26 protein-coding genes are annotated in these 12,559 nt (G+C 39.8%); all 26 read right to left on the bottom strand.

Annotated features, from left to right (window positions below):
* Positions 1 to 165: 165 nt before the first annotated feature.
* The 26 genes from rpsK to rplD all read right to left on the bottom strand — a co-directional run bounded on the left by rpsK (position 166) and on the right by rplD (position 12,534).
* Positions 166 to 555: a 30S ribosomal protein S11 gene (gene rpsK / locus AS180_RS11720; protein WP_025909750.1), complete on the bottom strand. Its 390-nt coding sequence runs from the start codon at positions 553 to 555 to the stop codon at positions 166 to 168.
* A gap of 23 nt (positions 556 to 578) precedes the next feature.
* The gene (rpsM, locus tag AS180_RS11715; protein ID WP_025909749.1) at positions 579 to 944 is read right to left on the bottom strand and encodes a 30S ribosomal protein S13; all 366 of its coding nucleotides are present in this window, start codon (positions 942 to 944) and stop codon (positions 579 to 581) included.
* 23 nt (positions 945 to 967) lie between these two features.
* Positions 968 to 1,081, bottom strand: a complete 114-nt coding sequence (rpmJ, locus tag AS180_RS11710; protein WP_003156543.1) for a 50S ribosomal protein L36 — start codon at positions 1,079 to 1,081, stop codon at positions 968 to 970.
* A 37-nt stretch (positions 1,082 to 1,118) separates the two neighbouring features.
* Entirely contained in the window at positions 1,119 to 1,337 is a 219-nt protein-coding gene (gene infA, locus AS180_RS11705; RefSeq protein ID WP_025909748.1) for a translation initiation factor IF-1, read from the bottom strand.
* 240 nt (positions 1,338 to 1,577) lie between these two features.
* Positions 1,578 to 2,324 (bottom strand): type I methionyl aminopeptidase, encoded by a 747-nt coding sequence (map, locus tag AS180_RS11700; RefSeq protein ID WP_025909747.1) that lies wholly within the window; start codon positions 2,322 to 2,324, stop codon positions 1,578 to 1,580.
* Positions 2,321 to 2,974, bottom strand: a complete 654-nt coding sequence (locus AS180_RS11695) for an adenylate kinase (protein ID WP_025909746.1) — start codon at positions 2,972 to 2,974, stop codon at positions 2,321 to 2,323. Before AS180_RS11695 ends, map begins: the two co-directional genes overlap by 4 nt.
* 64 nt (positions 2,975 to 3,038) lie before the next feature.
* A complete protein-coding gene (gene secY / locus AS180_RS11690; protein WP_025909745.1) occupies positions 3,039 to 4,331 on the bottom strand; it encodes a preprotein translocase subunit SecY in 1,293 nt (430 codons plus the stop codon).
* 2 nt (positions 4,332 to 4,333) lie between these two features.
* The gene (gene rplO / locus AS180_RS11685; protein WP_025909744.1) at positions 4,334 to 4,774 is read right to left on the bottom strand and encodes a 50S ribosomal protein L15; all 441 of its coding nucleotides are present in this window, start codon (positions 4,772 to 4,774) and stop codon (positions 4,334 to 4,336) included.
* A 33-nt stretch (positions 4,775 to 4,807) separates the two neighbouring features.
* Entirely contained in the window at positions 4,808 to 4,990 is a 183-nt protein-coding gene (gene rpmD / locus AS180_RS11680) for a 50S ribosomal protein L30 (RefSeq protein WP_025909743.1), read from the bottom strand.
* Positions 4,991 to 5,003: 13 nt separating this feature from the next.
* A complete protein-coding gene (gene rpsE / locus AS180_RS11675) occupies positions 5,004 to 5,504 on the bottom strand; it encodes a 30S ribosomal protein S5 (protein ID WP_025909742.1) in 501 nt (166 codons plus the stop codon).
* Positions 5,505 to 5,524: 20 nt separating this feature from the next.
* Positions 5,525 to 5,887, bottom strand: a complete 363-nt coding sequence (rplR, locus tag AS180_RS11670; protein ID WP_025909741.1) for a 50S ribosomal protein L18 — start codon at positions 5,885 to 5,887, stop codon at positions 5,525 to 5,527.
* Positions 5,888 to 5,919: 32 nt separating this feature from the next.
* Entirely contained in the window at positions 5,920 to 6,459 is a 540-nt protein-coding gene (rplF, locus tag AS180_RS11665) for a 50S ribosomal protein L6 (RefSeq protein ID WP_025909740.1), read from the bottom strand.
* A 31-nt stretch (positions 6,460 to 6,490) separates the two neighbouring features.
* Positions 6,491 to 6,889 (bottom strand): 30S ribosomal protein S8, encoded by a 399-nt coding sequence (gene rpsH / locus AS180_RS11660; RefSeq protein WP_025909739.1) that lies wholly within the window; start codon positions 6,887 to 6,889, stop codon positions 6,491 to 6,493.
* A 30-nt stretch (positions 6,890 to 6,919) separates the two neighbouring features.
* Positions 6,920 to 7,105 carry a type Z 30S ribosomal protein S14 gene (locus AS180_RS11655; RefSeq protein ID WP_025909738.1) on the bottom strand — a complete coding sequence of 62 codons (186 nt, stop codon included), beginning with the start codon at positions 7,103 to 7,105 and terminating at the stop codon, positions 6,920 to 6,922.
* A 33-nt stretch (positions 7,106 to 7,138) separates the two neighbouring features.
* Positions 7,139 to 7,678: a 50S ribosomal protein L5 gene (gene rplE, locus AS180_RS11650; RefSeq protein WP_062686841.1), complete on the bottom strand. Its 540-nt coding sequence runs from the start codon at positions 7,676 to 7,678 to the stop codon at positions 7,139 to 7,141.
* Positions 7,679 to 7,709: 31 nt separating this feature from the next.
* Complete coding sequence (gene rplX, locus AS180_RS11645) at positions 7,710 to 8,021, bottom strand: 50S ribosomal protein L24 (protein WP_025909736.1); 312 nt, start codon at positions 8,019 to 8,021, stop codon at positions 7,710 to 7,712.
* 51 nt (positions 8,022 to 8,072) lie between these two features.
* Positions 8,073 to 8,441 (bottom strand): 50S ribosomal protein L14, encoded by a 369-nt coding sequence (rplN, locus tag AS180_RS11640; protein WP_025909735.1) that lies wholly within the window; start codon positions 8,439 to 8,441, stop codon positions 8,073 to 8,075.
* Between the two features lie 52 nt (positions 8,442 to 8,493).
* A complete protein-coding gene (gene rpsQ, locus AS180_RS11635; RefSeq protein ID WP_025909734.1) occupies positions 8,494 to 8,757 on the bottom strand; it encodes a 30S ribosomal protein S17 in 264 nt (87 codons plus the stop codon).
* Between the two features lie 24 nt (positions 8,758 to 8,781).
* A complete protein-coding gene (gene rpmC / locus AS180_RS11630; protein WP_025909733.1) occupies positions 8,782 to 8,982 on the bottom strand; it encodes a 50S ribosomal protein L29 in 201 nt (66 codons plus the stop codon).
* Entirely contained in the window at positions 8,972 to 9,406 is a 435-nt protein-coding gene (gene rplP, locus AS180_RS11625; RefSeq protein ID WP_025909732.1) for a 50S ribosomal protein L16, read from the bottom strand. Before rplP ends, rpmC begins: the two co-directional genes overlap by 11 nt.
* Before the next feature lie 2 nt (positions 9,407 to 9,408).
* Complete coding sequence (gene rpsC / locus AS180_RS11620; protein ID WP_025909731.1) at positions 9,409 to 10,065, bottom strand: 30S ribosomal protein S3; 657 nt, start codon at positions 10,063 to 10,065, stop codon at positions 9,409 to 9,411.
* A gap of 3 nt (positions 10,066 to 10,068) precedes the next feature.
* Positions 10,069 to 10,410 (bottom strand): 50S ribosomal protein L22, encoded by a 342-nt coding sequence (rplV, locus tag AS180_RS11615; protein ID WP_025909730.1) that lies wholly within the window; start codon positions 10,408 to 10,410, stop codon positions 10,069 to 10,071.
* Between the two features lie 19 nt (positions 10,411 to 10,429).
* Positions 10,430 to 10,708 (bottom strand): 30S ribosomal protein S19, encoded by a 279-nt coding sequence (gene rpsS, locus AS180_RS11610; protein ID WP_025909729.1) that lies wholly within the window; start codon positions 10,706 to 10,708, stop codon positions 10,430 to 10,432.
* 57 nt (positions 10,709 to 10,765) lie between these two features.
* Positions 10,766 to 11,596 carry a 50S ribosomal protein L2 gene (rplB, locus tag AS180_RS11605; protein WP_025909728.1) on the bottom strand — a complete coding sequence of 277 codons (831 nt, stop codon included), beginning with the start codon at positions 11,594 to 11,596 and terminating at the stop codon, positions 10,766 to 10,768.
* Between the two features lie 27 nt (positions 11,597 to 11,623).
* Positions 11,624 to 11,911 (bottom strand): 50S ribosomal protein L23, encoded by a 288-nt coding sequence (gene rplW / locus AS180_RS11600; protein WP_025909727.1) that lies wholly within the window; start codon positions 11,909 to 11,911, stop codon positions 11,624 to 11,626.
* Positions 11,911 to 12,534, bottom strand: coding sequence for a 50S ribosomal protein L4 (gene rplD / locus AS180_RS11595; protein ID WP_025909726.1), 624 nt, complete (start codon positions 12,532 to 12,534; stop codon positions 11,911 to 11,913). Before rplD ends, rplW begins: the two co-directional genes overlap by 1 nt.
* Between the last annotated feature and the right edge of the window lie 25 nt (positions 12,535 to 12,559).

Here is a 12,559-nt window from a genome sequence, read left to right as displayed (position 1 = left end):
CAAAACGTCGAAACCTCGGCTAGACTGAGTCTTCTCAAGGCCTAACCGAAATTCCCTATTAGACAGTTCCCGAATGTGCACAACAAATGAAAAAACATTTCGTTGCATGAATAAATTCTATACCATCATCATTATCGACAATTGTACAGAATCTATACATATTAATTATACACGACGACGTTTTGGCGGACGGCATCCGTTATGAGGAACAGGAGTAACATCTTTAATAGCTGTTACTTCTAAACCTGCAGCTTGAAGAGCACGGATAGCAGCTTCACGACCTGCACCAGGTCCTTTTACTGTTACTTCTAAAGTTTTCATACCATTGTCCATTGATACTTTAGCAGCTGTTTCAGCAGCCATTTGAGCAGCAAATGGAGTAGATTTACGAGAACCTCTGAAGCCAAGTGCACCTGCACTAGACCAAGCGATCGCATTACCGTGAACATCTGTAATAGTTACGATAGTGTTGTTGAACGTAGAACGAATGTGAGCAACACCAGATTCAATATTCTTTTTCACGCGACGTTTACGTGTATTAGTTTTACGTGCCATCTGTTAATGACCTCCCTTACTAATTATTTCTTCTTGTTCGCTACAGTACGGCGTGGGCCTTTACGTGTACGAGCATTGTTTTTACTGTTTTGACCACGAACTGGTAAACTACGACGGTGGCGGATACCACGGTATGAACCAATCTCAATTAAACGTTTGATGTTTAAAGAAACTTCACGACGAAGATCGCCTTCTACTTTATAGCTATCTAAAATATCACGAATTTTACCTAATTCTTCTTCTGTTAAGTCACGAACGCGAGTATCTTCAGAAACTCCAGCTTCAGCTAGAACTTTTTCAGCAGTTGGACGACCAATACCGAAAATGTATGTTAAAGAAACGACTACGCGTTTGTCACGAGGAATATCAACACCAGCAATACGTGCCATGTGAACAGTGCACCTCCTTATGATTAACCTTGTTTTTGTTTATGCTTAGGGTTTTCACAAATTACCATTACTTTCCCTTTTCTGCGGATTACTTTACATTTTTCGCAGATCGGCTTTACCGATGGTCTGACTTTCATGTTTCATACCTCCTTGATAGTACGGAGTGCATAGGTTTTATTTGAAACGGTACGTAATTCTACCGCGAGTTAAATCGTATGGTGATAATTCTACAGTTACTTTGTCACCAGGTAAAATGCGAATGAAGTGCATACGAATCTTACCAGATACATGAGCAAGTACTGTATGACCATTTTCTAATTCTACCTTGAACATTGCATTAGGTAAAGTCTCTAGGACTGTACCTTCTACTTCAATTACATCGTCTTTTGCCATTAAAGTGCTCTCCTTTCTTTGCAACAGTAACAAGCTATCATTAATTGACTTAAAAAGAACCTGTTCTGAACATCCGGAGATCGTAATCATTAAATTCAAGATGGATCACGTTTGTAATATACATCTTTACCATTTTAACAGCAATTCAGACGAAAAACGAGCATCGTGAATTTAGATAATTACTGTTTAACTGTCCAGTGCATCTAGCGAGGAATGGATAGAGATAACCTTAACTACCAACTACAGCGTTGTTAGAATTTCATATCCCGTCTCAGTGATTGCAATTGTATGTTCGAAATGCGCACACATCTTTCCGTCGACTGTTACAACAGTCCAGTTATCAGATAATGTTTTGACATATCGAGTTCCAGCGTTCACCATTGGCTCTACTGCCAACACCATGCCTGGACGTAGACGCGGTCCTTTATTTGGTGGACCATAATGTGGAATCTGCGGATCCTCATGTAAATCTTGGCCAACACCATGACCAACATATTCTCTTACAATTGAAAAGTTTTGAGATTCTGCATACGTTTGAATAGCATGTGAAATATTCGATAATCGATCGCCGGGCTTAGCTTGCTCTAAGCCTTTATAAAGAGATTGCTCTGTGACATCTAGAAGCCGTTGATTTTCTTCTGAAATCTTTCCAACTCCGTACGTCCAAGCAGAATCACCGTGATAGCCATTGTATTTAGCACCAATATCAATGCTGATGATATCTCCTTCTTGCAGCTTTCTGTTTCCTGGAATACCATGAACTAATTCTTCGTTTACAGAAGCACAAATACTACCGCGAAAACCATTATACCCTTTAAAAGACGGAATTGCATCATGTTGACGAATAAATTTTTCAGCAATTGCATCCAATTCTTCCGTCGTAATACCAGGTTGAATATGTTTTTTTAACTCTTGATGAGTTAAAGCTACAATTTTCCCTGCTTCACGCATGATTGCAATTTCACGCGGCGTCTTGCAAATGATCATTGCTTGACTCCCCCGAGTAAATTACGGATGTCGTCAAATACAACGTTAATGTCTTGATTACCATTAATATTGCGTAAATAACCTTTTTCTTCATAGAAATGAAGTAATGGTTTTGATTGTTCAACGTTAACTGAGAGTCTAGTTGAAACAGTTTCCTCATTATCATCTGCACGCTGGTACAGCTCTCCCTCACACTTGTCACAAACGCCTTCTTTAGCAGGAGGGTTGAATACAAGGTGGTAAGTAGCTCCACAGTCTTTACAAATGCGACGCCCTGTAAGGCGTTCCATAAGGATACTTTCATCTACATCAATATTAATAACATAATCAATCTTTTTGTTTAATTCTTCTAAGATTGTTTCAAGAGCGTCTGCCTGTGCTACTGTTCTTGGGAATCCATCAAGTAAAAAGCCATTTTCACAATCTTGTTTGTTTAAACGTTCACGAACAATACCGATTGTTACTTCATCTGGTACAAGATTACCTTGATCCATAAATGATTTAGCTTTTAAGCCTAGAGGCGTTCCTTCTTTAATTGCAGCTCGGAACATATCTCCTGTTGAGATATGAGGGATATCGTAATGCTCAACGATCTGTTCTGCTTGAGTACCTTTCCCAGCACCAGGAAGGCCCATTAACACTAAATTCATTTTTTGCTTCCCCCTCAGTATCTATCTGTTTAATGGGAAAGCAAGCTGCTTCCCACTAAACCCTTTATTTAATAAACCCTTTATAATGTCGTTTCACTAATTGACTCTCAAGCTGTTTCATTGTCTCAAGAGCTACACCGACAACGATTAACAAACTAGTACCACCAATCTGTGCAGACTGAGGTAAATTTGCAACCTGGATAAAAATCACTGGTAGTACAGCAATTAACGCAAGGAAAATTGAACCGATTAATGTTAAGCGGTACAACACTTTTGTTAAATATTCTTGTGTGCTTTTACCAGGGCGAATACCTGGAATGTATCCACCTTGCTTCTTCAAGTTTTCTGCTACTTGCTCTGGGTTAACCTGAACAAATGTGTAGAAATATGAGAAAGCAATGATTAACGCAACATATACTATCATACCAATTGGCTGAGTATAGTCAAACGTCTTTTGAATCCAATCTGTCACATCATTCGGACCGAAGAATGATGCAATCGTTGGTGGAGTAATAATGAATGAAACTGCAAAGATAACAGGAATAACCCCAGCAGCATTTACTTTTAACGGTAAATGTGTGGACTGACCACCCGTAGGATTACGACCGGCTGAACCCTTTGCATATTGAATAGGTATTTTTCGTAAAGCTTGTTGGAAATAAATAACACCAACTACAATAGCTAATACAGCAAGTGCAATTAAAACAACTGTCACAATACGAATAAATAACTGATCCCCAACATCTTCGAATTGCTGAGCGTAGATCTGGTTGAGTGTTGTAGGGATCCCAGCAGCGATACCAGCAAAAATAATGATGGAAATACCATTACCGACGCCTTTCGCTGTAATCTGTTCGCCTAACCACATTAAGAACGCTGTTCCTGCCGTTAGTACGACAGCAATTAAAAGATAAGTAGCGACTCCGGGATTAGCAATTAATTGCCCACCCGACATATTGTTAAATCCTATAGACATACCTAATGCCTGGATAAATCCAAGCACAATTGTTCCGTAACGAGTTACTTGGGCAAGTTTACGACGCCCAACCTCTCCTTGCTTTGACCATTCTGTAAACTTAGGTACAACATCCATCTGCAATAATTGAACGATGATGGATGCTGTAATATAAGGCATAATGCCCATTGCAAGTATAGAGAAGTTTTGAAGAGCCCCACCGCCAAATGTATTTAGAACTCCAAATACATTTAACTCGTCTTGCAACTTCAGTACATCCGTATTAACACTAGGTACAGGAATAAAAGTACCAATTCGGAAAATAACTAACATTAACAATGTGAAAAAGATTTTTTGTCTAATTTCACGTACGCGCATTAAATTGGAGATTGTTTGAAACATTATTAGATCACCTCTGCAGTTCCGCCAGCAGCTTCAATAGCTTCTTTAGCAGATGAGGAGAACTTAGCAGCTTTAACAGTTAGCTTAGTAGATAATGTACCGTTACCAAGCACTTTAATACCAGCCTTCTCTTTGCTTACTAAACCAGTTTCAATTAATAGTTCTGGTGTTACTTCAGTTCCATCTTCAAAACGATTTAAAGCTTCAAGGTTAACGATCGCATACTCTTTGCGATTGATGTTAGTGAAGCCACGTTTTGGAAGACGACGAAATAAAGGCGTTTGACCACCTTCGAATCCAGGTCTTACGCCACCGCCAGAACGAGCGTTTTGCCCTTTGTGACCTTTACCTGAAGTCTTTCCGTTACCTGAACCAGTACCACGACCTACACGGTTACGCACTTTACGTGAACCTGCAGCTGGTTGTAATTCATGAAGTTTCATTCCGGAGCACCTCCTTAGAGTGACAATTTATAATTATTGCTCTTTTACTGTAACAAGGTGAGCTACTTTGTTAATCATACCGCGAATTGCAGGATTATCGTCTTGAACGACAGTTTGGTTTACTTTACGTAAGCCAAGTGTACGAACAGTTACACGTTGATCTTCTGGACGACCAATTACGCTACGAGTGAGGGTAATTGCTAATTTGTTTGCCATTCTGTGTCCCTCCTTATCCTAACAGTTCTTCTACAGACTTACCACGTAGTTTTGCAACTTCTTCTGCACGTTTTAGGTTAGCTAAACCGTTAAGAGTTGCACGTACCATGTTAATTGGAGTATTTGAACCTAAAGATTTAGATAGAATATCACTTACGCCAGCTAATTCTAATACCGCACGAACTGGACCACCAGCGATAACTCCCGTACCTTCAGAAGCAGGTTTCAAGAAAATTTGACCTGCACCAAATTGTCCAAGGATTTCGTGTGGAATTGTAGTACCAACCATAGGTACAGTGATTAAGTTTTTCTTCGCATCTTCAATTGCTTTACGGATTGCATCTGGCACCTCTTGTGCTTTACCAGTACCAAATCCAACATGACCGTTTTTGTCACCAACTACTACTAAAGCAGCAAAGCGGAAACGACGTCCACCTTTAACAACTTTAGCTACGCGGTTAACGGTAACAACACGTTCTTCAAGCTCTAATTTATTTGGATCAATACGACGCATGATTTTCCCTCCTTTTACAATTAGAATTGTAATCCAGCTTCACGAGCAGCGTCAGCTAAAGCTTTTACGCGACCATGATATAAATAACCGCCACGATCGAATACCACTTCTTTCACGCCATTTTCTACTGCGCGTTTAGCAACTAATTCGCCAACTTTTGTAGCAGCTTCAACGTTACTAGTACTTTCTAAAGAAAGATCTTTATCTAAAGTAGACGCACTAGCGATTGTTACTGAATTTAAATCGTCAATGACTTGTGCATAAATATGTTGGTTAGAACGGTACACGTTTAAACGTGGACGAGTTGCAGTACCAGACAATTTAGCACGAACACGAGCATGTCTTTTCTTACGAACTTTGTTCTTATCTTGCTTCGTGATCATTTCGGTCACTCCTTTCTTTTACCTAACTGGCATTACTTCTTAGCAGTTTTACCTTCTTTACGACGAACATATTCACCTTCATAACGAATACCTTTACCTTTGTAAGGCTCTGGTGGGCGAACGTCACGGATATTTGCAGCTAATGCACCTACACGCTCTTTATCGATACCTTTAATAACAATTTTAGTTTGAGAAGGAACCTCAACTTCGATACCTTGCTCTGGAGTGATCTCAACTGGATGAGAGTATCCAACACTCAATACTAATTTGCTACCAGATTTTTGCGCACGGTAACCAACACCGACTAATTCTAAACCACGTTCGAAACCATTTGTAACACCTTCAACCATGTTACCTAATAGGCTACGAGTAGTTCCGTGAAGAGCACGGTGCTCCTTGTTGTCGCTAGGACGAGTTACAACTAATACGTTATCTTCAACTTTGATTTCAATCTCAGGGTGGAATGTACGAGTCAATTCACCCTTTGGCCCTTTTACAGTTACAGTGTTGTTTTCGTTTGTAACTGTAACACTTGCAGGAAGTTCTAAAGGCTTTTTACCAACACGTGACATAACTTACACCTCCATTCACTTTAAAAACTTATTACCAAACGTATGCTAATACTTCTCCACCTGTTTGTTTTTGACGAGCTTCTTTGTCAGTTAAAACACCTTGAGAAGTAGAAACGATTGCAATTCCTAAACCGTTAAGTACACGAGGTACTTCGTTTGTTTTTGCATATACACGTAGACCAGGTTTACTGATACGTTTTAAGCCTGTAATTACACGCTCATTGTTTGCACCGTATTTTAAGAAGATACGGATGATACCTTGTTTGTTATCTTCGATGTATTCTACATCACGCACAAAACCCTCACGCTTAAGGATTTCTGCAATTTGCTTCTTAATGTTTGAAGCAGGAACTTCGATTTTTTCATGACGAACCATGTTCGCATTGCGGATACGAGTTAGTAAATCTGCAATAGGATCAGTCATTACCATATTAATTTACCTCCTTCCCAAACTTGGGTTTTACCAACTAGCTTTTTTAACACCAGGAATTTGACCTTTATAAGCAAGCTCACGGAAACAAATACGGCAAAGCTTGAATTTACGTAGTACTGAGTGTGGACGTCCACAACGTTCGCAACGTGTGTACTCTTGTACTTTGAACTTCTGCTGGCGTTTTTGCTTCGCAATCATTGATTTTTTAGCCACATTTTCGCCTCCTCTGCTTAACGTTGGCAGTTATTACTTCTGGAATGGCATACCGAACTGAGTTAAAAGCTCACGAGCTTCTTCATCAGTGTTTGCTGTTGTAACAATAACGATATCCATACCACGAACTTTACTCACTTTATCATAATCGATCTCTGGGAAGATCAATTGCTCTTTAACACCTAATGTGTAGTTTCCACGACCATCAAATGCTTTTTTAGATACTCCACGGAAATCACGTACACGTGGAAGTGAAACTGAAACTAATTTATCGAAGAACTCATACATGCGCTCGCCGCGTAAAGTTACTTTAGCACCGATTGGCATACCTTCACGTAGACGGAAACCTGCAATAGATTTCTTAGCACGAGTTACGATAGGTTTTTGACCAGTGATTTCTGCTAATTCTTCAACAGCATTATCTAGAGCTTTTGAGTTAGAAACAGCTTCACCGATACCCATGTTAATAACGATCTTTTCGATCTTTGGCACTTGCATTACAGATTCATAATTAAACTTGCTCACTAGAGCAGGTGTAATTTCTTTTATAAATTTCTCTTTAAGACGGTTCATGTGAACTATACCTCCCTTCACATTTCAATAATTATTTATCTAAAGTTTCACCAGATTTTTTTGCTACACGTACCTTTTTGCCGTCGATTACTTTGTAACCAACACGTGTTGGTTCACCAGATTTCGGATCTAATGGCATTACGTTAGATACGTGGATAGGTGCCTCTTGGCTAACGATTCCACCTTGTGGATTTACTTGAGAAGGTTTAGAGTGTTTTTTCACTACGTTTACGCCTTCTACAAGTACACGGTTTTTCTTTGGAAAAGCAGCAAGTACTTCGCCTTGTTTGCCTTTATCTTTACCAGAGATAACCACTACTTTGTCGCCCTTTTTTACATGCATCCTATTCGCACCTCCTTAAAAGGCATTTTGTTTTTATTCATTAATATATAATTAGATAACTTCTGGAGCTAAAGATACGATCTTCATGAAGTTGTTGTCACGTAATTCACGAGCAACTGGTCCAAAGATACGAGTACCACGTGGACTCTTATCGTCACGGATGATTACGCAAGCATTTTCGTCAAAACGGATATATGAACCGTCGTTACGACGAACACCGCGTTTTGTACGTACTACTACTGCTCTAACAACGTCACCTTTTTTAACAACGCCTCCTGGTGTTGCTTGTTTCACCGTACAAACGATAACATCACCAATATTAGCTGTCTTACGACCAGAACCACCTAATACTTTGATAGTAAGTACTTCACGCGCACCAGAGTTGTCTGCAACTTTTAAACGAGATTCTTGTTGAATCATGTACGAAACCTCCCTTCGGATGAATCATTCTTATCCGATCTGTCTTTCACTATTAGATAATAACAGCTTCTTCTACAACTTCTACTAGACGGAAACGTTTAGTAGCTGATAACGGACGAGTTTCCATGATTTTCACGATATCGCCCACTTTAGCTGTGTTATTCTCATCGTGAGCTTTGAACTTTTTTGAGTACTTTACACGTTTACCGTAAAGCGAATGCTTTTTGTATGTTTCTACAAGAACAGTAACAGTCTTATCCATTTTGTCAGAAACTACGCGGCCAGTGTAAACTTTACGTTGATTGCGTTCACTCATTCTGAAAGCCTCCTCTCAGACTTATTATTTATTAGCAGCGATCTCTCTTTCACGAACTACAGTCTTCATGCGAGCAATCGCTTTGCGTACTTCGCGAATACGAGTAGTATTCTCTAATTGTCCAGTCGCTAATTGGAAACGAAGGTTGAATAACTCTTCTTTTAAAGCTTTAACTTTTTGTTCAATTTCGGCAGTGGTAAGGTCACGAATTTCATTAGCTTTCATTAGATTCACCACCAATTTCTTCACGTTTTACAAACTTACACTTTACTGGTAGCTTGTGAGCTGCTAAACGTAATGCTTCACGAGCAACTTCTTCAGATACGCCTGAGATTTCAAACATTACTTTACCAGGCTTAACAACAGCTACCCAACCTTCAGGTGCACCTTTACCAGAACCCATGCGCACTTCTAGTGGTTTAGCAGTATAAGGTTTAGAAGGGAAAATTTTAATCCATACTTTACCGCCACGTTTCATGTAACGAGTCATAGCGATACGAGCAGATTCGATTTGACGGTTTGTAATCCAAGAAGCTTCTAAAGCTTGTAAACCGAACTCACCGAAGTGTACTTCAGTACCACCTTTTGCACGTCCTCGCATTTTTCCGCGGTGTTCGCGACGATATTTAACGCGTTTTGGCAATAACATTATTATTTTCCTCCTTCCTCAGATTTCTTTTTAGTAGGAAGGACTTCTCCACGATAGATCCATACTTTCACGCCAAGCTTACCGTAAGTTGTATCTGCTTCAGCATGAGCATAATCGATATCAGCGCGAAGTGTATGAAGTGGAACTGTACCTTCACTATAGTATTCAGAGCGAGCAATGTCAGCTCCGCCTAGACGACCAGATACCATTGTTTTGATACCTTGTGCACCAGCACGCATTGTGCGTTGAATTGATTGCTTTTGCGCACGACGGAATGATACACGATTTTCAAGTTGACGAGCGATGTTTTCAGCAACAAGCTTAGCATCTAAGTCAGCTCTTTTAATTTCTAAAATGTTGATGTGTACACGCTTGCCTGTTAATTGGTTAAGAGCTTTACGAAGTGCTTCAACTTCAGTACCACCTTTACCAATTACCATACCAGGTTTTGCAGTGTGGATCGTTACGTTTAAACGGTTAGCAGCACGTTCGATTTCTACTTTAGAAACAGCTGCATCGTTAAGACGTTTAGCGATATATTCACGTACTTTTAAGTCTTCATGTAATAAGTCAGCATAGTCTTTACCAGCGAACCATCTTGATTCCCAATCACGGATGATGCCGACGCGTAGACCAACTGGATTTACCTTTTGACCCATGAATTATCCCTCCTTCTTTTCTGATACCACGATTGTAATGTGGCTTGTGCGTTTGTTAATTTGGCTTGCACGACCTTGAGCACGTGGACGGAAACGTTTTAAAGTTGGACCTTCGTCAACAAAAACTTCAGAAACAACTAAGTTGTTAGCGTCCATTTCATAATTGTGTTCTGCATTGGCAATAGCAGATTTTAATAGTTTCTCAACAACCGGAGAAGCAGCCTTAGGCGTGTGAAGTAGCACTGCTAATGCTTCACCCACTTGCTTACCTCGAATTAAATCTACAACTAAACGAACTTTACGAGGAGCAATACGTACTGTTCTCGCAACAGCTTTAGCTTGCATTTAAAAGCCTCCTCTCATATTAGCGTCTTGTTTTCTTATCGTCACTTGCGTGACCTTTATAAGTACGAGTTGGTGCGAATTCACCAAGTTTATGACCTACCATATCTTCAGTTACATAAACAGGTACATGTTTACGACCGTCATATACAGCAATAGTGTGACCGATGAATTGAGGGAAAATAGTTGAACGACGAGACCAAGTCTTAACAACTTGTTTGCTGTCTGTTTCATTTAACTTCTCAATTTTATTAATTAAGTGTCCATCAACAAAAGGTCCTTTTTTTAAGCTGCGACCCATAAGTGAACCTCCCTTCGTGATTGTTCTACGGTTCGCTTGAACCGTAGCTCAATCCCGTTATTTTTTACGACGACGAACGATAAATTTATCGGATTTATTTTTCTTCTTACGAGTTTTAAATCCAAGTGTTGGTTTGCCCCATGGACTCATTGGAGACTTACGTCCGATAGGTGAACGTCCTTCACCACCACCGTGTGGGTGATCATTAGGGTTCATTACAGAACCACGAACAGTTGGACGGATACCTAACCAACGAGAACGACCAGCTTTACCAATGTTGATTAGTTCGTGTTGTTCATTACCTACTTGACCTACAGTAGCGCGGCAAGTAGCTAGGATCATGCGAACTTCACCAGAAGTTAAACGTACTAATACATATTTACCTTCTTTACCAAGTACTTGTGCAGAAGCACCCGCTGAACGTACTAATTGTCCACCTTTACCTGGTTTTAATTCGATGTTGTGTACTACTGTACCAACAGGAATGTTTGCAAGTGGAAGAGCGTTACCTACTTTAATGTCAGCTTCAGTACCTGACATAACTTCCATACCTACTTTAAGGTTTTTAGGAGCAAGAATGTAACGTTTTTCACCATCAGCATAATTGATTAATGCGATGTTTGCTGAACGGTTTGGATCATACTCGACTGTAGCAACGCGTCCAGGTATTCCATCTTTATCACGTTTAAAGTCGATGATACGGTATTGACGTTTGTGCCCACCACCTTGGTGACGAACAGTGATTTTACCTTGGTTGTTACGACCACCTTTGCGTGTAACAGGTGCAAGTAACGATTTTTCTGGTTTGTCAGTAGTGATTTCAGCGAAATCTGAAACCGACATACCACGACGACCATTTGAGGTTGGTTTGTACTTTTTAATCGCCATCTCAATTTCCCTCCTTCTCTATTAATCTTAAGCTTCGAAGAATTCGATTTCGTTGCTTTCTTGAGTTAGCGTTACTACCGCTTTACGACGACGGTTTGTAAGACCGCTATAACGACCTACACGTTTGAATTTACCTTTGTAGTTCATGACATTTACTTTTTCAACTTTTACGTCAAAGATTCTTTCGATCGCATCTTTAACTTCAGTTTTATTAGCTTTTACATCAACTTCAAAAGTGTATTTCTTCTCAGTCATTAAGTCTGTTGAACGTTCTGTAATTACGGGGCGCTTAATAATATCACGAGGATCTTTCATTATGCAAGCACCTCCTCTACTTTTTCAACTGCGTCTTTAGTGATTACAAGCTTATCGTGATTAACAACGTCTAATACGCTTAATCCGTTAGCTGTAACAACTGTTACACCAGGAATGTTACGTGCTGAAAGTGCAACATTTTCGTTAAGATCAGCAGTTACTACTAATGCTTTGCGCTCTACTGTTAGGTTTTTAAGAACTGCTACCATCTCTTTTGTTTTTGGAGCATCAAAAGATAAAGCTTCAAGTACAACAATGCTGTTATCTTGAACTTTTGTAGATAAAGCAGACTTAATAGCTAAACGACGAACTTTTTTAGGTAATTTGTAGCTATAGCTTCTTGGAACTGGACCAAATACTACGCCACCACCACGCCATTGTGGAGAACGGATAGATCCTTGACGTGCACGACCAGTACCTTTTTGACGCCATGGCTTACGACCACCACCACGTACTTCAGAACGATTTTTTACTTTAGAAGTACCTTGACGCATCGCTGCACGTTGCATGATGATTGCATCAAAAAGTACTTTGTTATTAGGTTCGATACCGAATACGGCATCTTGTAATTCGATTTCACCAACGTTTTTACCGTCTTGGTTAAACAATGCTACTTTTGGCATTGGTTATTCCTCCTTTCTCGAAGAA

This window comes from Priestia veravalensis, from assembly GCF_001457055.1.
GTDB lineage: Bacteria > Bacillota > Bacilli > Bacillales > Bacillaceae_H > Priestia > Priestia flexa.
The sequence above is the reverse complement of the archived record's forward strand: the minus strand, read 5'-3'. Positions and strand labels throughout refer to the sequence as shown.